General features: G+C 60.7%; 19 protein-coding genes, 1 tRNA gene and 1 pseudogene. 8 read left to right on the top strand and 13 right to left on the bottom strand.

Annotated elements, in window-relative coordinates; genetic code table 11:
- Positions 1-25 precede the first annotated feature (25 nt).
- The gene (locus CQ012_RS13850) at positions 26-1,354 is read right to left on the bottom strand and encodes an ABC transporter substrate-binding protein (protein ID WP_105662491.1); all 1,329 of its coding nucleotides are present in this window, start codon (positions 1,352-1,354) and stop codon (positions 26-28) included.
- Between the two features lie 327 nt (positions 1,355-1,681).
- Positions 1,682-3,598, bottom strand: coding sequence for an ExeM/NucH family extracellular endonuclease (locus CQ012_RS13845; protein ID WP_105662490.1), 1,917 nt, complete (start codon positions 3,596-3,598; stop codon positions 1,682-1,684).
- A gap of 221 nt (positions 3,599-3,819) precedes the next feature.
- On the opposite strand from CQ012_RS13845, the gene CQ012_RS13840 reads away from it, so the two are divergent.
- Genes CQ012_RS13840 through CQ012_RS13830 form a run of 3 tightly spaced genes read left to right on the top strand, consistent with a single transcriptional unit; the run spans position 3,820 to position 7,544 of the window.
- Positions 3,820-4,602, top strand: a complete 783-nt coding sequence (locus CQ012_RS13840) for an ABC transporter ATP-binding protein (protein ID WP_105662489.1) — start codon at positions 3,820-3,822, stop codon at positions 4,600-4,602.
- 3 nt (positions 4,603-4,605) lie between these two features.
- The gene (locus CQ012_RS13835) at positions 4,606-6,936 is read left to right on the top strand and encodes a YhgE/Pip domain-containing protein (protein ID WP_105662488.1); all 2,331 of its coding nucleotides are present in this window, start codon (positions 4,606-4,608) and stop codon (positions 6,934-6,936) included.
- Positions 6,933-7,544, top strand: a complete 612-nt coding sequence (locus tag CQ012_RS13830; RefSeq protein ID WP_105662487.1) for a TetR/AcrR family transcriptional regulator — start codon at positions 6,933-6,935, stop codon at positions 7,542-7,544. The genes CQ012_RS13835 and CQ012_RS13830 overlap by 4 nt, the downstream gene beginning before the upstream one ends.
- On the opposite strand, the gene CQ012_RS13825 is transcribed toward CQ012_RS13830, so the two are convergent.
- From CQ012_RS13825 to CQ012_RS13810, 4 genes are all read right to left on the bottom strand, one after another.
- Positions 7,541-9,154, bottom strand: coding sequence for an ABC transporter transmembrane domain-containing protein (locus CQ012_RS13825; protein ID WP_105662486.1), 1,614 nt, complete (start codon positions 9,152-9,154; stop codon positions 7,541-7,543). The genes CQ012_RS13830 and CQ012_RS13825 overlap by 4 nt on opposite strands.
- Before the next feature lie 8 nt (positions 9,155-9,162).
- The gene (locus CQ012_RS13820) at positions 9,163-10,290 is read right to left on the bottom strand and encodes a DUF1611 domain-containing protein (protein ID WP_105662485.1); all 1,128 of its coding nucleotides are present in this window, start codon (positions 10,288-10,290) and stop codon (positions 9,163-9,165) included.
- 227 nt (positions 10,291-10,517) lie between these two features.
- Positions 10,518-11,045, bottom strand: coding sequence for a SixA phosphatase family protein (locus CQ012_RS13815; protein WP_105658818.1), 528 nt, complete (start codon positions 11,043-11,045; stop codon positions 10,518-10,520).
- A 69-nt stretch (positions 11,046-11,114) separates the two neighbouring features.
- Positions 11,115-11,900 (bottom strand): winged helix-turn-helix domain-containing protein, encoded by a 786-nt coding sequence (locus CQ012_RS13810; RefSeq protein WP_105658819.1) that lies wholly within the window; start codon positions 11,898-11,900, stop codon positions 11,115-11,117.
- A gap of 614 nt (positions 11,901-12,514) precedes the next feature.
- On the opposite strand from CQ012_RS13810, the gene CQ012_RS13805 reads away from it, so the two are divergent.
- Complete coding sequence (locus CQ012_RS13805; protein ID WP_105658820.1) at positions 12,515-13,255, top strand: response regulator transcription factor; 741 nt, start codon at positions 12,515-12,517, stop codon at positions 13,253-13,255.
- On the top strand, positions 13,252-14,763 hold the full coding sequence (locus tag CQ012_RS13800; RefSeq protein WP_105662484.1) for a sensor histidine kinase: 1,512 nt from the start codon (positions 13,252-13,254) through the stop codon (positions 14,761-14,763). Before CQ012_RS13805 ends, CQ012_RS13800 begins: the two co-directional genes overlap by 4 nt.
- Before the next feature lie 35 nt (positions 14,764-14,798).
- Here the strand turns inward: CQ012_RS13800 and upp are convergent, their stop codons facing one another.
- Entirely contained in the window at positions 14,799-15,446 is a 648-nt protein-coding gene (gene upp / locus CQ012_RS13795) for a uracil phosphoribosyltransferase (RefSeq protein WP_105658822.1), read from the bottom strand.
- A 169-nt stretch (positions 15,447-15,615) separates the two neighbouring features.
- Between upp and tadA the strand changes: the two genes are divergently transcribed.
- Both tadA and CQ012_RS13785 read left to right on the top strand, forming a co-directional pair.
- Positions 15,616-16,092, top strand: a complete 477-nt coding sequence (gene tadA / locus CQ012_RS13790) for a tRNA adenosine(34) deaminase TadA (protein WP_105658823.1) — start codon at positions 15,616-15,618, stop codon at positions 16,090-16,092.
- A gap of 94 nt (positions 16,093-16,186) precedes the next feature.
- Positions 16,187-16,277: transfer RNA gene (locus CQ012_RS13785), tRNA-Ser, on the top strand.
- Positions 16,278-16,663: 386 nt separating this feature from the next.
- Here CQ012_RS13785 and CQ012_RS17505 read toward each other — a convergent pair.
- From CQ012_RS17505 to CQ012_RS13775, 3 genes are read right to left on the bottom strand one after another with little or no spacing between them, the layout of a single operon-like run.
- On the bottom strand, positions 16,664-16,879 hold the full coding sequence (locus CQ012_RS17505; RefSeq protein ID WP_146112974.1) for a hypothetical protein: 216 nt from the start codon (positions 16,877-16,879) through the stop codon (positions 16,664-16,666).
- A 21-nt stretch (positions 16,880-16,900) separates the two neighbouring features.
- Entirely contained in the window at positions 16,901-17,593 is a 693-nt protein-coding gene (locus tag CQ012_RS13780) for a hypothetical protein (RefSeq protein ID WP_146112973.1), read from the bottom strand.
- A 12-nt stretch (positions 17,594-17,605) separates the two neighbouring features.
- Positions 17,606-18,355, bottom strand: coding sequence for a hypothetical protein (locus CQ012_RS13775; protein ID WP_146112972.1), 750 nt, complete (start codon positions 18,353-18,355; stop codon positions 17,606-17,608).
- A gap of 221 nt (positions 18,356-18,576) precedes the next feature.
- On the opposite strand from CQ012_RS13775, the pseudogene CQ012_RS13770 reads away from it, so the two are divergent.
- Positions 18,577-18,825 (top strand): annotated as a pseudogene (locus CQ012_RS13770) (tyrosine-type recombinase/integrase); the annotation flags it as partial.
- A 1,272-nt stretch (positions 18,826-20,097) separates the two neighbouring features.
- Here CQ012_RS13770 and CQ012_RS13765 read toward each other — a convergent pair.
- The 3 genes from CQ012_RS13765 to CQ012_RS17660 form a co-directional block, all read right to left on the bottom strand.
- Positions 20,098-21,300 (bottom strand): glycerophosphodiester phosphodiesterase family protein, encoded by a 1,203-nt coding sequence (locus tag CQ012_RS13765; protein WP_105662481.1) that lies wholly within the window; start codon positions 21,298-21,300, stop codon positions 20,098-20,100.
- A gap of 97 nt (positions 21,301-21,397) precedes the next feature.
- Complete coding sequence (locus CQ012_RS13760; protein ID WP_105658829.1) at positions 21,398-21,940, bottom strand: YaeQ family protein; 543 nt, start codon at positions 21,938-21,940, stop codon at positions 21,398-21,400.
- Between the two features lie 53 nt (positions 21,941-21,993).
- Complete coding sequence (locus CQ012_RS17660) at positions 21,994-22,149, bottom strand: hypothetical protein (RefSeq protein WP_181149083.1); 156 nt, start codon at positions 22,147-22,149, stop codon at positions 21,994-21,996.
- Between the last annotated feature and the right edge of the window lie 93 nt (positions 22,150-22,242).

Here is a 22,242-nt window from a genome sequence, read left to right as displayed (position 1 = left end):
CCTGGATTCGAAGCGGGCTACGGGATTACTTGATTTCCAGTTCCTGCAGGGTGGAGAGGGCCTTGTTCCAGGCGGTCTCGCTGTCGCTGCCAGCATCGATCGCCTTGATAGCCGGGCCGAAGACCTGCTCCTGGATCACCGAATCCTGAGGGCCCTTGTACTGGGCCTGGACGCCGTTGGCGCGGTTGCCCAGGATTTCGCCCACCGGTGCGTTATTGAAGAATTCGCTCATCTCATTCGTGCCGGTCACTGCCTCGGACTTCTGCGCTTCCAGGTTCGAAGGGAACGTGCCGGCTTCCTCGAATGAGGTCGCCTGCGACGATGCGCTGGTCAGGTACTGGGCGAGCTTCGCAGCCTCGGCCGGGTGCTCGGAGGTGGTCGGCACGGTCAGGAACGAGCCGCCCCAGTTGGCCGCGCCGCCCGGGAAGACATCCGCGAAGTCCCAGCCTGCGCTGGAGTCTCCGCCGGCACCCTCAACCTGGCCCTTGACCGTGCCAAGCATCCAGCCCGGGCAAGGCATGACGGCGAAGGAACCGTCAACGAAGGCCTGGCCCTTGCCCCAGTCCCACTGGGTCTGGTTGGCCGACAGCCCCTTGGACGCAGCATCGGAGAGCAGGTCCCAGCGCTCGCGCAGTTCGGCGTTGCCCTCGATATTCAGTGATCCGTCAGCCTTGTAGTAGCCCTCGTCGAGCTGATTGACCATGGAATTCCAGACGAAACCGGACTGGTCGTAGAAGGCCTTGTCGGTCTTCTTCACATACTCGTTGCCTGCCTTGAAGAAGTCTTCCCAGGTTGCGTCGTCGCCACCGAGCAACTCGGCAACTTCTTCGCGCTCGCTGGGCATGCCAGCGTCCTTGAACAGCTTGGCATTGAAGCAGATGCCCATCGGCCCAATGTCCGTACCGTAGCCAATGACGCGGCCTTCTGGGTCGGTGGCCTGCTTGACCTTCCAATCAACCCAATCCCCCGCTACCTCATTGGCACCGAACTCGCGCAGATCGGTGAAGGAATCTGCAACCGACATCACCTGGCCCAGCCAGCCTTCTTCCACTGCTTGGACATCTGGCAGGCCGGCACCCGCAGCCTGCTTGGTCTTCCAGTCGGTCAACGCGTTGCCACCGGTGTCGATGTTGGTGGCCTCGATGGTGATTCCAGGGTTTTCCTTCTGGTACTTCTCGTACAGCGGGTCCAGTCCCTGGGTGCCGAAGGTCGTCACGGTCAGCGTGACCGGGTTATCAGCCGAGGCCGGCTGGGCATCCTTGCTTGCGTCGGCTGCGCAGCCGGTTGCTACCAGGGCGATGCTTCCGGCAACGGCCGCGGCCAGTGCCAGTGGGGATTTGCGTGAGGGTTTCACGGTGACTCCATTTCGGATATGAATCGTGCGAGCGGGCGAGCGCCAACAAGTTTGAGAGCGCTCTCAAAATACGGCAAAAAAGAAAATTCCTGCGATTTCCTGGATGCCTGAAACGATGAAAGCGACTCTGCCAAACATTTTGTGAGCGCTCTCACAAATCTTCTCCAACAATTCTCCACGATGGAAGTTTTCTGTCAAGCCTTTTCCCCAAAGAATTCTCCACCCCGCAACCAGCGCCCCTCTGGGTTCCCCAAAGCGGGTTAAAAGAAGGTGGCCAGGCGCTCTTCAGGGAAGAAGAGCGCCCCGCCACCGCGCAGGCGGGAAAAGTCAGTTTTTCTTATCCAGCTGCAGTCCGACGAGCACCGGGTCATGATCCGAGGAACGGTACTGGTCAGCCGCGAACAGGTTAGTGATGTTGTTGTTGTAGCGGCTGTATTCGTAGCCCACGGATTCAAGGGCGTTGATGTTCCAGATGTCTTCTCCAGTCACCTTGCCCGCCAGCTTCTCCGAGGCGAAGATGTGGTCCAGCGAGCCGACCAAGCCGTCGTAGAGGTAGCTCTGGGAATCGGCTGCGGCGCCGAGGTCCACGTACCCGGCTTCAACCAGAACCTGCATCGGATCTTCAGCCGAATAGGAGTTGAAGTCCCCCGCCAGCAGCACCTGGTCGGTATTGCGCGATTTCTTCAGACCGTCCGCGAAGCCAACCAGCGCTTCCGCTTGGCCGACACGGGCTTCGTTCCAAGCGCCTTGGCCATCGCCGCTGTCGGCATTGCCCGATCCATCAGCAGGATCCGAGCCCTTGGACTTGAAGTGGTTGGCAACGACCAGGAAGCGGGTGTTCTGGTTTCCGCCAACACGCTGGAAGGCCTGGGCCAGTGGATCCCGGGCGTTCACGAATGCTGGATCGTCGAGGATGACCGACTCGTCGATGGGCTTCACTGACTTGTCGCGGTAGATGATCGCGGTGCGGATCACATCTTCGTCAGCGGGCACAACCGATGGGGTCGGGACATAGCTCCAAACCTTCTGGCCAGCTTCCTGGTTCAACTCGTTGACCAAGTGAGCCAGGGCGGCATCGCGGTTCTGTCCGAAGCGTGCCGAGTTCTCGATTTCTTCCAGGACCACCACGTCTGCGGTGAACTTGCCCAGTGCGGCAACGATCTTGGACTGCTGGCGCTCAAAGCTTTCAGCGGTCGCCGCGCCGCGCGCATCGCAACCACCGCGGACATTGATTGGATTGCCCTCGCGGTCGGTGTAGTACGAGCACCCATCGAGCATGTCGCCGGTAGTGGTGAAGTAGTTCAGCACGTTGAAGCTGCCAACGCTGACATTGCCGCCCACCTCTTGCGGAGCGTCGTTGTCGACCTGCTCGAAGTTCACGGCGATATCGGCATCATCGGCGCCGACCACCTGGCCCTGCGGCTGCAAACGCCACATATCGTAGCGGTAGTCCAAGATGACCGGTGCGATGAAGGATGCGTCAGCGCCTACGGTGACGCGCTGCTGCGCGTCGATGTACGGCAGGGCGATCTGCTTGTTCTTGCTGGTTGAGAAGTTCAGCGTGGCCCCGTCATCGACCACGATCGAGCGCTGCTCGTTTTCCGCCGCGAGAGCCTTGGCCTGGGCACTGGCCGGCTTGAAGACATCGGTTGGCTGGCGCAGCAGCCGTTCGCCGGGCAGGATCTCGCTGGTGCCCATGGCCAGGCTCAGCTCGCCGTACTGGTTCAGCGAGTAATTGTCCGAGACGGTGAACTCGCCCTGCGGCTCGATCAGCATGGATTCAAAGCGCTCGCGCTCGGCATCGCTGCTCGGCAGTGAAATCGCCAGCGGCTTGACGCCCTGCGCCGGTTCATCGAGCACCTCGACGCTGCCGGCCTTGAGCTGGGTCAAGCCATAGTATTCGGACACTTCGCCAGAAACCTGGACATGGTCGCCGACGCTCACCGAGGAAACCTCGTCCGGCGCGTACACGAAGATCGCCGAGCTCGCCTGGCCCGAGGCATCTACGCCGCTGCCAGCGCTCTGCAGATAGAAACCGCGGAATCCGCCGTCGGCGTAGGCTCCGGTGACAACACCGCGCACAGTTGCGTCCTGGCCAGCCATGGGTGAGCTGTCGCCGGTCCCCTGGATCTGCTCGATGGGGGTGATTTCGGCAGTATCGGCGTGCGCCGCCGAGAAGCTCGAAACCGCAAGCGCGGTTCCCAGCACCGCGGCAGCGATGCGAGTGGGACGTCTATTGATCATGTTTTTCCCTAGGTAGATATTCAAGCAGCGGCGGCCCTGCCGCGTGCATGGGCCTGGTTCCAAGGTAAGCAAAGCCCGATTAACTGCACCTGAACTCTGCCCCGCTTTTTCGTGACGTACCCAACAACCATCAAAGGTCATCAAACGCTTTACGTCCAGTAGTGATCAAAGGAACCTTTTCACTAATTGAACTGACTGGTCAGTTCAATTAGTCTTTAACTGTGCTTACCGCAGATTCCATTACCGTCAAGGGACGCCACGACCAGCTCGTGGGGCCCACCTCCGTGCAACTGCAAAGAGGTGAACTGCAGCTGCTGGTATCCGAGCCGCAGATTTCCCGGACCGCGCTGGCCCTTGTACTGAGCGGACGCATGGCACCCAGCTCCGGGACGGTGGTGTGGAATGCGGATCCGAAGCTGCGAACCCTGCGCAAGCACAGCGCTCTGGTCGATTCGCCGGGGATCAATGAACCCGAATCCCACTTGAAGGTTTGCGATCTTGTCGCAGAAGATCTGGGGCTGATCCCGGGGCCAAGCTGGCGCAAGCCCGGCGCCAGGAAGTGGATGGCGCAGCATGGATTCGACGATATCGCCAGCTGCTGGAGCGATGCCATCGATCCGGGCCGCCTCTTCGAGCTCCAGCTCCTGCTGGCTGCCGAGAATCCCCGTCTTGAATTGCTCATCGTCGATTCACCGGACCGGCACGATCTGGAAGACGAGCATTGGCTCGAGACCCTGGAGAACTTCGCTTCCTCGCATCGGGAATTCGCAGTCCTGGCTATCGTCAGCCGGCTGCCCCAGTGCTGGCAGCCGCAAACCGGGCAGGCCGCCGACCCGGAACCAGCAGTGCTCCCACTGCCCGATCCATCCACCGGGTTCATCCAAGGCGAACTCGATCTGGGCCTGGATCACCTGGCCATGGCCGAGGGCATCGCGGCCAACCACGATTTCTTCCTCCCAGCCAACGAACTTGCTGACGCTGTTCAGTGCGAAGCAAAGGAATAGCCCATGACAACTTTGCGACTTGCCCTCTCCGAGCTCAAGCGGATGAGCCGCGGCACCTTGCCCAAACTGGCGCTCATCGCGGTCACCTGCGTTCCGCTGCTCTATGGCGCGCTCTACCTCTACGCCAACTGGGACCCCCAGGGAAACCTCGACAAGGTCACGGCCGCCGTGGTCAATCTGGATGAAGGCGCCGAACAGGACGGCGAGAAAACCCGAGTCGGCGACGACGTCGTCGAGGAATTGGAAGACGACGGCACCTTCAGCTGGGCGCACGTGGATTCCAAGGCGGAAGCCGAGCAGGCCGTGGCCACCGGCCAGTACGCCTTTGCGCTGATCCTGCCCGAGGACTTTTCCTCGGCCCTGGTCTCGCCGGGCGATTTCGATGATGCCGAACAGGCCAATATCGAGCTGCTGACCAACGATGCCAATAACTTCATGGTTTCCAACTTCGCCAAAACGCTGGCTACCACGGTGCGCACCTCGGTCGCCCAGGAAGTGGGAACCGAAACGGCTTCGGCGATGATCGCCGGATTCGTGGACATCCACGATTCGATGGGCGAAGCCGCAGACGGCGCCGGGAAGCTCTACGATGGCACCCTGCGACTGGGCGATGGCGTGGTCACCTTGGCCGATGGCACCACCAAGCTCGTCGATGGCAGCACCGAGCTGAACTCGGGCACCAAGACCCTGAAGAATGGCACCGCCGACCTGTCGGGAGGGTTGGGCCAACTGGTCGACGGCCAAACCCGGCTGCGCGACGGCAGCGCCGAACTGGCCGACGGCACCGCGCAGCTGGCCGACGGCAGCAAAGAGCTGAGCGACGGTCTGCACACCTTGAAGACGCAGACCAAAGCGCTGCCCGGTTCCGTCTCGAAGCTGGATCAAGGCGCCGCCAGCGCGAAAGAAGCCGCCGACCAGATTGCTGCCGGTTCACAGCAGGTCGCAGACGGCAACCAGCAGCTGGCCAGCACGGCAGATGAGGCCATCGCGGTAATCGACCAGCTGCAGGCCAACACGAAAACGCAGCTGGATAGCGTCAAGGAAGATACGCAGCAGCGCCTGGACGAGTTGGTCAGCAGTGGCGTGCTCACCCAGGACCAGGCTGATTCCATCCAGAGCACGGTCAGCCAAAGCGTGCAGAATTCTACGCTCGGCAATGCCTTGGATACCAAAGTGACCCAGGTCAATACCGAGTTATCTACCCTGCAAACGCAGCTGCACACCCTCGCCGACGGATCGGCGCAGGTAGCCGAAGGAAACCAGCAGCTGGCCACCGGCCTGGGCACCCTCGCGGATGGCACCAAGGCGTTGGATGACGCCATGCCTGCACTCGCGAAGGGCATCGGCTCGGCAGCCCAAGGCTCGGCGAAGCTCGCCTCCGGCGCCGCCGAAGCCCACACCGGGGCAAAGACCCTGGCCGAGGGCCAGCAGTCCGCATTGAATGGCGCCACCGACGCGGCTGACGGCGCAAGCCAACTGGATCAGGGTGCCGGCACGCTGCTCGCCGGCACCGGAGCCCTGCACAACGGACTGGTGCAGCTCTCCGATGGAGTCGGCGAGCTCTCGGACGGCACCGAAGAACTGCAAGACGGTTCAGATGAATTGGCCACCGGCCTGGAGGACGGCACCGGGAAGGTGCCGAACCCCGATGAGTCCACCAGCGGGCAACTGGCCGAAGTCATGGGCAATCCGGTAGCTGTCTCCAATAGCAAGCAGGCCGAAGCACAGGCTTATGGCGAAGGCCTTGCCCCCTTCTTCATGACCCTGGCGACCTTTATCGGCGTGCTGATCCTGACCCAGGTGATGCGCCCGATGACCAAGCGCGCGCTGGCTTCCAACGGCAGCAACTGGAAAATTTCCATCGGCGGCTGGTTGCCCTTCGCCGCCATCGCGGTACTGCAAACCAGCCTGCTCTACGCGGTGGTGCGATTCGGGCTGGGACTGCATGCCGCCCACCCGTGGCTGATCTGGGCTTTGCTGGCCGGTTCTGCCTTATGCTTCAGTGCGCTGATCCAGGGGTGCTTCGCGCTGCTGGGCACCGCTGGAAAGTTCGTGGTGCTGGTACTGATGGTCCTGCAGCTGGTCACCTCAGGCGGCACCTTCCCCTGGGAGACCTTGCCTGATTCGCTGCACCTGCTGCACCGGATCCTGCCCATGAGCAATGTGGTGATCGGCATGCGCCACCTGATGTACGGCGCGGATCTGGCAGTGCTGCCATCGGTTGCCGGTTCTTTGCTGCTCTACACCGCCATTGGACTAGTCTTGAGTATGCTTGCGGTACGCAAGAACAAGACCTGGAGCTTGAAAACACTGCAACCGGAGCTGAAAGAATGACAACGCCAACGGGCCAACGCCGCCGTGTGCGGGCCACGGATTCGAAGGAGAAGCTCTTCGAAGCGGCCATGCAGCTGCTCGGTTCGCGCTCCCCCGAGTCCGTCTCGGTGGACGAGATCGCGGCCGCGGCCGGCGTTTCCAAGGGCACGGTCTACTACAATTTCGGTTCCAAAGACGAGCTGGTCAGCCAGATCCTCAGCTACGGCGCGCACAAGCTCATGGGCGAACTGGCACGTGCGGCCTCCGGGGAAGACCCCTACCTTGCGCTGAGGCAGATGGTGGAATTCTCCATGGACTTCGTCGCCAGCTACCCCTCCTTTGCCCATCTGTGGATGCAGGAGCAGCTGAGCGCGGACACCGCCACTGCGTTCGCCAGCACCCCGCTGCACACGCAGGTGACCGGGCTGATCATCGAGGTGCTCGAACGCCTGGTCGTGCTCGAGCCCGACCAGAAGCTCTCGGTAGCCACCAGTATTTTCGGTGCCGCCTTGTTTACCGCCCGGATGCGCGCCTCGGGGCAGACCGGCCTGGATCGCGGGCAAACGGTGCGCGCCGTGCTGCTCACCGTGGATGGGCTTCGCGCTACCCGTCCGGCGGCCGTCTCCTAGGCCTGCGCGTCCCAGCTGGCGGTTTCCCTGATGCCAGGCAGTCCGGCGCTGAAGAGCAGCACCCCGGGATAGCCGTTGAGCAGTTCGGCCACGTCGCCGTAGGCTCCATCGGGCAAGCGGGTCAGCAGCGAATCGACCACCAGCAAGGGCGGTTCGCGCAACAGCGCCCGTGCCACCAGCAACGATGCTTGCTGCCCGGAACTAAGCGGTTCGCCGCCCCGGCGCAAGCGGGCTTCCGCTCCACCGGGCAAATCGGCCATCTTCAAACCGCAGGTTTCAGCCAGCGCCACGGCCTTGCGCAGCGAAGCGCCCGGATGGCGATACCGCAGCGCACGGGCGACGCTTCCGCGCTCGGGAACCATGGATTCCAACGCGGAGCCCACGAGCTTGCGGCGGCCGGCAGCAGGCAGATCCTCGCTGCGCCCCTCGGCGATCCACACCCCGGCCTGCGGGTCGGCGCCGTGCACCAGGGCGCCGGTAGCAATGGCCGAAAGCAGCGCCGCGCATTGGCCCTGGCTTCCACGCAGCGCAATTCGCTCCCCGGGCTGTGCCCGCAGGGTGGAAAACTGGTCGGCAATCCCTGCGGGCACCTGGATGCGCACCGAGGAAGGCTGGAGCATCAGCTCCTTGGCATCGCGGGTGCTTGCCGAAGATTCTTCGCGGGCCCGCCAGCGTTCCTGCTCGGCCAGCAGCGGCGCGATGATTCGCCGGCCCGCCTTGTAATTCTGCCGGTACTCCACCACGCGGCCCCACTCGCCCAGGGTTCCTGCGCAAATTCCCATCAGCGTCAGGGCGGTCGCCACGGCGGCTGGCGGAAGCTGCGCCATCGAGGCCGCCGCCACAACCAGCGCGGTACCCAGCAGCGGAATGGCCAGCGCCCCGCCACGCAGGGCGGCGGCGAACCGGGCGCGATGCACCGAAGCATCGATCACCTTCTGCGAGGAGTCCTGCACCCTTTGCACTTCACGTTCCACGCCGCCGCCGGCCGCAATAGCTGTCCGCGCCGCGACGGTATCGGCAATGCGCGAGGCCAGGCTCCCACGGTGCCGGCGCAAGGTCCTGGCGCTCAGGAAAGTACCCCCGGCCAAGGCCGCCAGCAGGACGCCCTCGAGCACCAGGGTCGCGGCCAAGCTCAGGGCCAGGAGCGGATGCAGGAACCACAGGCCCGCACCGCTGACAATCAGCAATGGCAAACCGGCGACCAGCGGGACCATGCCCTGCACAATCCAGTTGCGGATCGAGGACAGGTCGTTGGTGGAACGGGCGATGGTGATGCCCATGGACGGACCGCGTGCACTGCGCAAAGCGTGCGTGACCAGCCCGCGGCGAAGCTGGGCCACATAATGCTGGCCGAGCTTCTCGGCCAGCACCCGTTCAGCGTACTTGGCCAGGAAGAAGCATCCCACCAAGCCCAGGACCGCGCCAAGAGCTGCCCAGCTGATGCGGGCCGAAAGCTGTCCGATCAGCCAGCCGATGGCAATCGAGAGCAAGCCGGCGAGAATGCCCAGGCTGAGCAATCCGGCCAGCAGCATCCGCCGCCCCGGCGCTACCAGCGCCGGCAGGCGCCCAGGCTGCGCCGGCTGCTCAACGGCGATCTTCTGGTCCAGCATCTTGGCTCCTAGCGGGTTGGCAGCAGGGCGGCGGCAACCTCTGCCTGGCACAGGTCGAAGGTCCCGATGACCGGGGTGGACAGCTGCGCCTGGGCTTCCATCGCGGCCAGCGGGGAGGCCGTGAGCACCCCGGAAACCGCGGCAACATCCAGGCCTGCTTCGCGCAGGATCCGCTCTCCGGCCTGGGCACCCAAAGCGTCCTGGGCGCTGAACAGCACGCGGTCTACATGCTCGGCGAAAATCGGGTCGCGCAGCAAGCGGGAAGTTTCGCCCTGGAACAGCCCGTCGGCGATCTCGATGACCACTGCGTCTGCGCCGGTGGCGCTTTGCTCGCGGATCATCGCCACCAGCAGGTCGCGCACGGTTTCGTAGTCCAAGCGGTAGGTGGTTGGGAAGCCGAAGTCGGTGAAGTCGCAGACGCTGAAGGCGCCGGCATCGGTGAACAGGTTCGGATCATTGCCGGCACCCGTGCCGGTGGCCTTGCCTGCGGCAACTTCCATGCCGGAGTTGACCAGTCCGTTGACCAGGCATCCCAGGGTGGTGGACTTGCCGGAGTTCATCGAGGTGCCCAGCACTGCGATCACCGGCGGGCGCGGCGCGGCAACCTGCGCTGCGCGCGGCGATGCGTTCTCGATGCCCAGTGGAGCGAAGTCCACCAGGTTCACGACCTTGCCGTGGCGCATCAGCAGGCCTGCGGGCTGCAGCTGTGTCGCCATATCGATCGAGGCGTGCTGTTCGATGACTTCGCTGGCGACACCGCCGCCTGCAACCAGCTGGCATGGACCCAGGTTATCCGGCACATGGGCCAGGAACTGGTCTGGTGCGTAGCGGTGGCCGTAGGCGACCATGATTTCCTGTCCGACGAATATCAGCTGGCGTCGGGAAACCGGGGACTGCAGGCGCGTGTGCTTGCCTAGCTCGGTCACAGCCGCGATGACGACGTCACCAGCACGCGGCACCATGTTTGCGCGGCGCACGATCTCGAAATCCTGCGGATTGCGCTGCAGCTCGGCTGCAACGAAGCGGGTGGTGTAGGCAGCGCGGATGGTGCGGGCGCGCTGTGCATCGATCTGCTGCTGCACTTCATTGCGCGCTGCGGGGGTCTGCGTTGGAAGTGATTCTGCGATGATGGCCATCTGCCTATTCCTCTTTCAGTGTTTCCGGCCCGCCGTTGCGGTTTGCCGGTGCTGGCCGTGCTGCCAACGATTCCCAGTGAAACGAGCAATGGTTAACTGAAAGTGAACGGTTCATGAGGCGGCGAGGTGTATTCGATGAGAGGCCTATCATCTGCTTCTCATAAAGGCAGATCACCGCTTATTTACAGGCTGACTAGTGCATTAGAAAAAACTTGATGAGACTTCTCTCATGCGGGCCGCGGTGCGGTGAAATGCGTGACGCGCGCATCACGGGCATCCAGGTGCGAGTACGGATGCTTGGTTTCCAGCACCGTGGTTCCCAGGGTCGGATAGTTCATCGCCAGCTCGTAAACGGCTTCTTCATCCGAGTCCATTGCCGCCAAGCGCAGCGCCAATTCCTGGAGCACCGGCTGGTGCCCGATCACCAGCAGGTTGCTGACCGTATCGGGAACTTCATTGATGATGGAGCACAGCTGCGAGACTCCTGCGGTGAAAATGCGCGAATCGACATAGGGGGTCGGGCCCTTCTCGCCGAGTTCGGAAAGCACCCAGGCGCAGGTGGAGCGCGCACGCAGCGCGTCGGAGCAGATGATGTAGTCCGGTATCAGGCCATTCTCCACAAGCCAGGCTCCGGCGGCCGGGGCTTCGCGGTGCCCGCGGGCCGCCAGCGGCCGGTCGTGATCCGCGACGCCCAGCGGGTAGTCGGCTTTGGCGTGGCGCATCAGCATGAGCTTGCGGGAATGCATGGTGTTCATTGTTCCAGCTTAAGACAGCAGTGGCGGGCAAACCGAACCCGGTTTGCCCGCCACTGCTGCCAGCTGATGCTAGATGGAGTATTCCGGAGCTGCCCAGACAACAACTTCTGGGTGCTCGTAGAAGCGGTAGCCCTGGCCACGTACGGTGCGCACGGTATTGGCCAGGCGTCCCAGCTTGGAACGCAGACGACGGATATGCACGTCGATGGTGCGTTCGTTAGGGACTTCTTCGGCATTGCGCCACAGGTTTTCCAGCAGCTCTTCGCGGCCTACGGTGCGGGTGCCGTTTTCCACGAGGAAGTTCAGCAGCTCGAATTCCTTGAAGGTCAGGTTCAGGGTTTCGCCATCCAGGTAGACTTCGCGGCGCGAGAGGTCGATCAGCACGCCAGATGGGCGCGGGGTGGATGGACGGGCTTCAGCGCGTGGCCGGCGGGAAATCGTCGGATCGCCCAAAGCCTGGCGAACTACATCGATGGGCTCACCCTGGGCGCTAGTTGGAGCCAGTGCCACGGCGGCATGGGTCTGCGCTTGCGGCGACAAGGTGGCCAGGAAGGCGCGGACCTGGGTGGCCAGCTTGCCCAGCGAGGTGCCCTGCGCCTGGGCGGCAGTTTCATCCAGGCCCACGTAGAGCACGAAGCCGCGTGCGGAGGTGTCGGCGCTTGGCTGGCCTGTTGACTGCACTGGAGTGCTAGCCGGCTGATGCGATGCATCACGTGTTTCATGAACATTGGAAACCGCGCGCAGCGGACGGTAACCCGCTGGTGCATAGCTGCCAGAAGCTGAACGCTGTGCAGCTGCTGCGCGGTTCTGCGCATTGCGAATTGAAACGTGGACGTATCCGGAACCAGCCGACATAATCTTTTCCTCTTTTAGTGCGAAGGCCAAGTGGTTTGGCGCTCATGCTTCGGGTTTTGCTTGCGCTGTTCGCGGCCTTCGTCCACGTTCAGCAGTTGGGTTTCCCGTCAATAACTCCCAAAATCGGATTACAAATCACTCATAATTCGGCTTGGAGGCCATGGACGCCGAGCATTCGTTGAGGACGATCTTGGGCAACTCGATGTTGGAATCCGAGGTGCTTTTACCGTCCTGCGCCGTACTCACACCTCTAGTTTCCTCGTAACATTGGCAACTTGCAAGTAACAATGAACACCTGCGTCCACATAGTGAGACAAATGTTTCCAAACGTGACGCACAACACTTTAGACAATTCTAGGCTACCTAAGCGCTTAACTAAACAATATGGTCAACATATCAATAGAACTTCGTCATTATGTTCGGTCCATTCATAGGCCTGAATATTCATTCATCACTATGGTCCGTCCACGCTTCAATCATTCGTCGTTCTTAGGGGTTGACCAAATTAACCACTATCGGTTCGGGTTTTCCCCGCATAAAATCGACTTATAGTCATAGCTGGCACACAGCAAAAACATATTCTCGGCCCATGGCAATAGGACAAGCTGATTAACATGAATGAATCACGATTCTCCCCTTCGCAATTGCCCCGGCTGACTCACCCTGATGGCACGGCAATCAAAGTTCTCGTGGTCGATGATGAACCTTCATTGGCGGAATTGGTCGCCATGGGAACCCGCATGCTCGGCTGGGAAGCCACGATGGCCCACGATGGGCCCGAAGCAGTAGCCACCGCTCGCTCCCTGGCGCCGGACGTACTGGTTCTCGACTGGATGCTGCCTGGGTTCGACGGCCCCGAGGTGCTGCGCAAGGTGCGCACCCACTTCCCTGAAATCCCCGTACTTTTCCTCACTGCCAAGGACGCGGTTGAAGACCGTATCGAGGGCCTGGGGGCCGGTGCAGACGACTACGTCGCCAAGCCCTTCAGCCTCGAAGAAGTCCTGATCCGATTGCACCGACTCGTGGAACGTTCAGGCGCGGCCACTGCGGATTCCGCTGAATTGGTGGTCGGCGATCTGGTGCTGAACATGGACTCGCACGACGTATCCCGCGCAGGCCGCGAAATTTCGCTGACCGCCACCGAATTCGACCTGCTCAGCTACCTGATGAACAACGCCCGCCGCGTGGTATCCAAGTCGCAGATCCTGGACAACGTCTGGCACTACGATTTCGACGGCCAGGCGAACATCGTCGAACTGTACATCTCGTACCTGCGCAAGAAGATTGACGTTGACGCAGAGCCGATGATCCACACCGTGCGTGGCGTTGGCTACGTGCTGAAGCCGGCTGCATGAGTTTCTTTTCCCCGAATACCAGGGTGAGCTCGCCGCACGCGCTGCAGCGCAAACTGCTGCTCATCCTGCTGACCTCGGTCACCGCCGTATCTGTCTTGCTCGGCCTGCTCTATAACGCGGGCATGCGCCAGACCTTGATGGACCAGCTCAACAGCCAGCTGCGGCTCACCACCGAACGCGCGCTGAATTATTCGCAGGGTGCACCAGCGGTGAACTCCCGGCTTGATGCCCCCGGCCAGTCCGCCGGCACGCTGACCGCGCGGTTCGTCGACAAATACGTCTTCAACGGCGGGGTGCTGGACGAACGCACCGGCGTGCTGAAGCAGCTGAGCCAGGAAGATGCCATCCCGATGGTGGATCTGGAGCTGAGCACGTTGCGTGCCGGCGGGCAGTTCAAGCCGGTACGTGCCCACCTGACTGTGGGCGACTATTACCTCGTCGCAGTCAAGGACTCTGGATCCAACGGCATCCTGATTGTCGGTTTGCCCCTGCACAGCACCGATCTGGCGTTGCGCGGCATGGCCTGGCTGACGCTGTTCATCGCCTTGATCCTGATCGCCGGTGCGGGCCTGGCCGGTTCGTGGCTGATCTCCCGCTCGCTTGCCTCGCTGAAGCGCGTGGCCACCGTGGCTGCTTCGGTTGCCGCCGAAGAGCTTGATTCAGGAAAGGTGGACCTGACCCAGCGCGTCCCGGCGCAAGATGCAGTCCCCGGCACCGAGGTGGGCAATGTCGGCAATGCGCTGAACGCGATGATCAGCAACGTCTCCACCGCACTGACCGCCCGCGAGAAGTCCCAGGCCCAGATGCGCCAATTTGTCGCCGATGCCTCGCACGAACTGCGCACTCCGCTCTCGGCGATCCGCGGCTACACCGAGCTGCTCTCGGCCACTGAGCATTTCTCCCCGGACGGGCAGCGCTCGGTGGACCGCGTTCTGCAGCAAAGCAGCCGAATGAGCTCACTGGTTGAGAATCTGCTGCTCCTGGCTCGGCTGGATGAGGAGAATGCGTTCAAGCGCAGCGAAATTGACCTGTGCTCGCTGACATCGGATATCACCGAGGACTTCAAGCTCACCGCGAGCGACCACCATTGGGAGTTCGACTGCCAGGCGCCGCAGACCATTGTCAATGGCGACTCGGCCTCGCTTCGCCGGGTGATCACCAACCTCTTGGCCAACGCCCGCAAGCACACGACGGCCGGAAACACCGTCACCGTTTCGGTGGACCAAGACGAAGACACCGATGAAGCCATCATCCGGGTTCACGACACCGGTGAGGGCATTGCCCCGGAATTCCTGCCTCGGGTCTTCGAACGTTTCACCCGCGCCGACAAGGCGCGTTCTGGCTCCGATGGCACGACCGGGCTGGGCCTGCCGATCGCCAAGAGCATCGTCGAAGCCCACGGGGGCACCGTCACGGTCACCTCCCAGCCAGGAGATACCGTCTTCGAGGTCCGGCTTCCGCTGGACACGCCCGAAACCGGTGAAGAAACGCCGAAGGCTGCGGTGTAGTCACCGCAGCCTTCGGGCACATCGCTTAGCTGGAACTAGGCAATGGGCGGGGTCACGCCATACAGGCGGTCGCCGGCATCGCCCAGGCCTGGGATGATGTAGGACTTCTCGTCCAGCTTTTCGTCCATCGCTGCCAGCACGATGTGCACGCGATGATCGCCACCGTGGATTTCCTTCAGACGCTCGATGCCCTCAGGGGCAGCGATCAGGCAAATGCAGGTAACGGATTCTGCGCCGCGTTCGAAGATGAACTTGATGGCCTCGGCCAGGGTGCCGCCGGTGGCCAGCATCGGATCCAGCACGAACACTTGGCGGCCGGCCAAGTCATTTGGCACGCGGTCAGCGTAGGTGATGATGTCCAGGGTTGCCTCGTTGCGGGCCATGCCCAGGAAGCCGACCTCAGCGGTCGGAACCAGGCGGGTCATGCCTTCGAGCATGCCCAGGCCGGCGCGCAGGATGGGGACAACCAGCGGGGTCGGCTTGGCAATGGAGGTACCGGTGGTGGTGGCGACCGGGGTCTGCACCTCAACGTTTTCGGTTTTCACCTCGCGGGTTGCCTCATAAGCCAGCAGGGTGACCAGTTCGTCGGTCAGCTGGCGGAAAATCGAGGATGGGGTGTTCTTATCACGAAGAACCGAAACCTTGTGTGCCACCAGTGGGTGGTCGACTACCTGTACGCGCATAAGTAGAAATCTATCAGCACCGACTCAGGCAAATCGAGAGATATCCCCGATTTCCCGCCGTTAAAGCACTTTGGTGTGCCCAAGGAAACAGCAAACTTCAGTGCAGTGCGCAGTGCACCACACTCCGAGCGCCCGGCTACCGTCCCAAAACACGTAAAGTGAAAGCACTATGGTGCACGAATTTGATGCTTGGATGGACCTCGCCTTGGCTGAAGCGCGCGAAGCGCTGGCCACTGATGACGTACCCATCGGCGCCGTCATCCTCTCCCCCGAAGGCGAAGTCCTGGCCACCGGACGCAACGAGCGCGAGGCCATCAAGGACCCCACGGCGCATGCCGAGGTGGTCGCCATTCGCAATGCGGTCAAGGCCTTGGAAGCCAAGGGACAAGATGATGGCTGGCGCTTATCCGACTGCACCCTGGTGGTGACCCTTGAGCCCTGCGCCATGTGCGCCGGGGCAATAGTCCTTTCGCGCATTCCCAAATTGGTCTTCGGGGCCTGGGACGAGAAGGCCGGCGCGTGCGGCTCGGTCTTCGATATCGTCCGTGAACCGCGATTGAACCATTGGGTCGAGGTGTACTCGCGGGTCAAGGAAGAAGAATGCGGTGACCTGTTGCGTGAATTCTTCCGGAGCAAGCGCGGCTAGAAACCGACGTTGATGTGTTTCGGAACACTTCAGGCCAAAAACAGCGCTCTCGTTTTTGTTTTCGCCTGATGTTCGTTATAGAGTTATCAGGTCTGGTGACGTGTCCGAGCGGCCGAAGGTGCAACACTCGAAATGTTGTGTACGGTAACCCCGTACCGTGGGTTCAAATCCCACCGTCACCGCCAATGAAAACCCCTGGTCAGCCAGGGGTTTTCTTCTTTTAAAGATCTGACATGGTGCACTTATGGTGCATATTTCACCGGAGGGTAGTTACGACATGCCCATCCTTCGTTGTGAACACGGCTACCACCACCATGCAGGCCCGCACGCCTGCGACTGGGTGAACCACAACGAAGATTGACCATACTGGGCATCGCGCAAGCAGGACGAAAAAGATCTCTAGCCTCCCGCCGGCTGCCGCACCTGCTGCGCGCGCTTGCCTTCAGGAAGCCGGGCACAGAGAAAGGTCCCCCTGCTGCTGTATGCGGCAAGGGGATCTCTTCGGGTTAGGCTCAGCGGATCTGGACATTGCTCGTCTCGGCTCATTCGACGAACGAGCCGGCGTTACCTACTATCGTGAAGTGCTGGTCTTTGAGTGGTGGCGGTAGTTGGTGAACGCCAGGATCAGCGCTGCTAGCAGCAGTACTCCGCCAACAGCCCATCCAACCACGGCGTAGCCGGTAAGCTGAGGGACCCGTGGCAGGTTGATCGCGGCTACCGCAAGGAACAGAAGCACCACCACGGTACTCTTCCTGGCGGCAGACGAATTGCTAGGTTGCTTTGTCATTTGCCGTTTCCTTTCTCGTGCCTAGCTGGCACCGCTCAGGCACTGTCCTACGGATGCGCCAGCGACAGCGGTGAACCCAGCCACGCAGATGATGCAGCCTGTTCCAACGGTAACAGCACAGAATGCCGCACAGGTGGAGATGATCACGAGCGCCGCCATGGTGGAGATGCCCAGCGCGTTGAGGCACTTGATCACACCCTCGTTACCAGCGGCCGCAACGCCCACCGACGAGTCTGCAGGAGACATGGCGCTCAAAGCCTTCGCAGCCTGAGCTTCAGCTTCGGGAGTGGCTTCAACAGTCCACTGCTTAAGGAGACTCCCATCGACCCACTGCTTCACATCGGCAGTGCTGTCGCTGGTGTACGTAGCTTGAACCTGCGCAAAGCTCTGGACAACGTCTCCCGCGGCGTCGACGACGGCAACGGCGAACGAACCCTCGTCGTGGCCGTCGCCAGACGTAGCCACTGCCACCATCAACGAACTGGAGCCATTGATCCGGGCGACGTTCGCCTGCTTGATATCGACTTCTGCGCCGTTTCGCAGCTGAGCGTCGAAACTCGGCTCAGCTATTGCGATCGCTCGCTCAACAGTTGAATCCGAAAGCGGCCGGTTGGTTGAGAACGAGCTTTCGGAAGCGTTGACCGGACTAGCAACCGCGAAGAGCATCCCCCAGCCTGCAACCATCGCGATGATTGCTTTCGAAATCTTTTTCATGTTGACCACTTCCTATTTCTGGGCCTGGTCGATGCAATAGCCGACCTGGCCGCCCCAGACGCCCGCAGCTGCCGCGATGCAGCCCACGCAGCCGAGCCCAACGGTTCCTACGCAGACCGCCGCGCAGGCGATAGTGATGGCGGTAATAACCCAGCCAGGGATGCCCGCGTTGGCAAGGCAGTTGTTGAGCTTGTCCCAGAAACCGGCATATGTGGTGACGTTGTTTGCCGCGTCAGCAGTGGTCAATTGATTGTCCATGGTCAGATTTCCGTCAACCCACATGCGGGCATGACCAGATGCATCGTCGCCAACGAAAGCCATCTCTGTGCGCTGCGCAACGTTGCCTGAGTTGTCCAGGAGTGCACCGACTGTGGCGAGCTGGACGCCGTCGCCGACGAGCGGGTAGCTCACATACGATGTCCCGTCTGACATCGACCATGCTTGGACGCCGGAACGGTCAACTTTCAGACCTGAGAGCGACTCTGTTGGAAGATCGGCATTCTTGGCCAACTGGAGGGCCTCCGACTTCGACAGAATCTCTGCGTTCTCGCCGAAGCTGGCGATGCTGGTCACAGCCGGAGACGAAGCGGCCGCCGCTGGCTGAGTCAAAGCCGTACTCAGGCTCAGGACCAGGGAAGCGATTGCCACGAAAGCGATCGCGAGGTACGTGACCCCGGAGCTGGATTGTTGTCTTGATGTTGGGATTGGAATGCAGTGGTCTTCATTTGACCTGACCGCAATCGAGTGAAGTTTGAGCTTCACGACTATCACCTTTTGAATGAATCGAAATCTACATCTTCGTAAAGATCGGCGCATCATCTGCCGTGCCAAGCGGGGGTCGACCGAAATCGAGCCTCCGCAACAAAAGTCCTCGGTCTGGATCGAATTGCCTCAGATACGAGCACGTTTAATAATCACCATTAAATAAGAACGGCGTAAATACTACTTAAGTAGGAGGGGCGAACCCGGGCAACGCCAAGACCGGATGGTTCACCGGAGCCGTGAAGCGAGCCCAGGCGTCCGACAAGTCGTTCCGCAGGGTCACGCCCCACGACCTGCGGCACACGGCGGCATCGCTGGCAATCAGCGCCGGGGCCAACGTCAAGGTGGTACAGCGCATGCTCGGCCACAAGTCGGCCAAGGTCACGTTGGACACCTACGCGGCACTGTTCCCCGACGACCTCGACAACGTGGTCGAAGCCCTCAGCAAGCAGCGCGCCGAACAGCTCTAACGGTGGTGCACTGTGGTGCATTTTGGTGCAGGAATACCTGTGGGACGTGGTGCGCACCTGTGAGCCAATGAGCCCAGATGCCAGTAAACACAAGGGATATTCGGGAGCTAGCAGTAATGGCGCGGATAGGATAATGGGTTCAAATCCCACCGTCACCGCGTTGAATAGCCCCGGAATCCTTGTGATTCCGGGGTTTTTCTTATCTCAAATCGGCTTGTTGCCTTAAACTCCGGATCTGTTGCATTAAAGATAGAACAACCGGGTTAAAGGTAGAAGTGGCGACGGTACAACGACGAGAGCTAAAGCACGGTTACAGTTATCGAGTCGTTTGGCGGGAACCGGATGGAACTCTCCAACAACGTACATACAACAATGACGAAGACAAGGCGAAAGATCGCAGTCGCAGTTTCGCTTGCACTTACGGATCACCAAACTGACGGCATCCATGACCGTCGTTCTCATACTAGCTGAATCCAAACAGCTAGTGTCCGCGTTCCAAGCTGGCGGTGGTCCCGGAGCCTACTACAACACCGGAACCACCGATAGGGGTTCCCAGCTACAGTTGCTGCCAACAAACGGTAAGCAAGAAGGCAAACAAACGGTGCAACCGATCACAGCGGACCCTTCCCGGTGCATTGGGTCAGGCCGCCTATCAATCACCCTAGCGTCGAGCGAGGTGTAGGCAAAGAGGCTGGTCTGATTCATTGGGAATCCACAACAGATTCAAATCCCGACCCGTACTGGGGAGTGCGGCCTTGTTGCTCGTGAGAATCCACCCGCGTGTTGTCACTTAAACTAATCCAGCCCTCGCTGATTCGATCATCAACGAGGGCTGGTTGCGAGTTTTGCGCTGGGCGATGGATCCCCATCCATCTCCCCAAAGACTTCCGATTCCCCAAAAAACGTTAGTCCGGCGTGAAACCTATGCACAGAATACTTCGTCAAGCCCATAACGCCTAGAGAATTTTTGGAATTGGGAAAAGTTTTTATTTTATCCCCGCCCACTTCACCTTTCACTCTCCTGCAACTACAGTAGCTATTGGCCTAGGCCAATTACGAAAAGTCACCAGTCAGGCATTGAGTTCGTTTCCCCAAGAGCGGCCTCACGCTGGTGAAACCCGTCAGCGTCGCCCAAGTGCTGGCGGGTTGCCTGCCTTAATACGGAAAACCGCCCCATTTTTGTAGACTGCTCCCCGGAAGTAGTACTGGTTTCCCTATCCAAATTCTGGGGAGCAGTCCACAATGGTTCCCGGGGGTTCGCTCTACCTAGAGCTAGTTCGCGAAGGTATCGGTGAGCTTGCCCTTGGCATCCCACAGCGCCAGCGAGTCGCCACCGTTGTTCAGGATTCCCGGTCCGTCCACGTAGTAGGCTTCTTCGCTGTTGGTACCCGGACCCGAGTACACGCGCAGCTGATCTCCTGTCTCCAGCTCGTATCCTTCTCCAATTTCAAGGATGTTGTTAGCGGCATCGCGAATGATGTAGCCGCTGACATCGATGGTGCGCTTTCCGGTGTTCTCCAGGATAACGTGCTCGCCATTTTCCGGGGCGATGTCATCTCCCGGCACGTCATTGATCGCGTTGGCAATCACCACGCCATTGTTGGCAGGGAAATCTTTCTGGCCAGCGATGTGGCGGTTCACCTGTGCTGGGAAGTCGCCGGTGATTCGCTCAACACCCAGGGCCAGTGCAGCATCGGCTGCTTCGACGGCGTTGACGGTGTAGACGCCCAGGCCCAAGCCTGCGTCCTTCACGCGCTGCGCACCGGCGGCGTCAAGGGTGCGGTAGCTAGTGCCGAAAGAATCCGCGTAGGTCGCGTAGGTTGCCAGTTCCGCGGCAGAAGGCACGGTTCCGGTCAGCTGCTGCAGTGGTACTTCAGGTGCCAGTTGGGCAAAGATCTGGTTGGATGCTGCGTCGAAGCTAAGGACCTCGATCTTGTTGGCCTCTGCCAGTGCCTTCCATTCAGGATCCTCAGCCAGCGCGTCGGCTACCAGCTTCTCCACGCCAGGGGACTTGGCTGGATCCTTGATTTCGATGAATACTCCCGTGCCACCGGTCAGTGCACCTGGAACCTCATCGAAATGGGGAATTTTCGTTCCCTCGAACTCGTCTGAGAAGTAGGAACCGGCATCGAGCTGCTGCAGTTCTTCCCAGGTAAATGACGTGATGGGGTCATTGACGCGGTCAGGGAAGACCTCTGCCACGTTCGTGGTGCGGGAGGGCGTACCGTCGTGGAAGATGAACGGTACTCCGTCCTTGGACAGCTGCACATCAATTTCGATGAATTCGGCGCCGGACTGGCTGCCTGCCTTGATGGCAGCCAAGGTGTTCTCCGGTGCCACGCCTGCTGCTCCGCGGTGGCCGATGATCAGTGGATCAGATCCAGTCGGTTCGATCTGAGCAGCCACGGCGGGAGCTGCCAGGGTGACGGCCAAAGCCAGAGTTGCCGTGCCAAGGGTGATATTGCGCAGTTTCATGGAGCACTTCCGTCGGTGTCATTGGTGTACACCGGCCATGTTTCTGCGCGCTGATGACTGCGACCCCACACTGAGCTGAATCAGAGATTAAGCTTTTCTACTCAATCTCATGCGTGCTGAACTGGGTTTCCAGATTCGTCCCGTTCAATTCAAGGTAGATTTGCCCCTCGGTCACCGAGACGGACATGGTGTTGCGGCGGGTCAATGCTTGGGCCGCTGCATCAATGAATTTGGGGTCGAAGGAGCGCACCATGATCTCCTGCGACTGGTGGATCGTTTTGCCGCGCCAAGAAGCCAGAAGCTTGGCAGGATCGCGGTGCGTGTAGACGGCGGTGCGGTCTGCCCGCTTGCTGCCCAAATGCAGGCGTTGGGCATCGGGGGCGCCGACTTCAATCCACGCGGTGATGAGTCCGGTCAGGTCCTTGACCAAAATGGCTGGCTCTTCCCCGGTGGAAACGCCTCCGGCCGAGAAGGCGATGCCTTCTTCATATTCGAGGCAGTAGGCCAGCACACGGGTGACCATGTAGGCATCGGTTTCTGACGGATGCTGCGCAACACGGAGCGAAAGATCCTCGTAAACCCCGCGATCTACATCAGCAAGTTGAACTTCAAAGGTGTGTATAGTCGCGCCGATAGCCATAGTTCTCGAGTTTACCGTGAACGCCACGGCTCCATCGACGAGAGGTACGTGGGCTAAGCCTTCGCCTCGCGATTTCGAACCACGAAGAATCCCGCCAGCGATGACAAGCTGGCCACGGCCGCAAAGATGCCAACCATCGGATTTCCGCTAAAGGAAAGCACCGAACAAACAGCAAAAAGAATGGCAGAAACAACGAACAGGGTCTTCATAAATACATCCTATTTGATACAGCTCGCGGATAAAAGACATATCCAGACGGTGGCAGTTTTTCCACTCAGCCCTTGAGCCACTGGCAAAAGCGC

Origin of the sequence: Arthrobacter sp. MYb214, from assembly GCF_002979865.1 — a bacterium.
GTDB lineage: Bacteria > Actinomycetota > Actinomycetes > Actinomycetales > Micrococcaceae > Glutamicibacter.
Note: the sequence above shows the minus strand (reverse complement) of the source record. Positions and strands in the feature narration are given on the sequence as shown.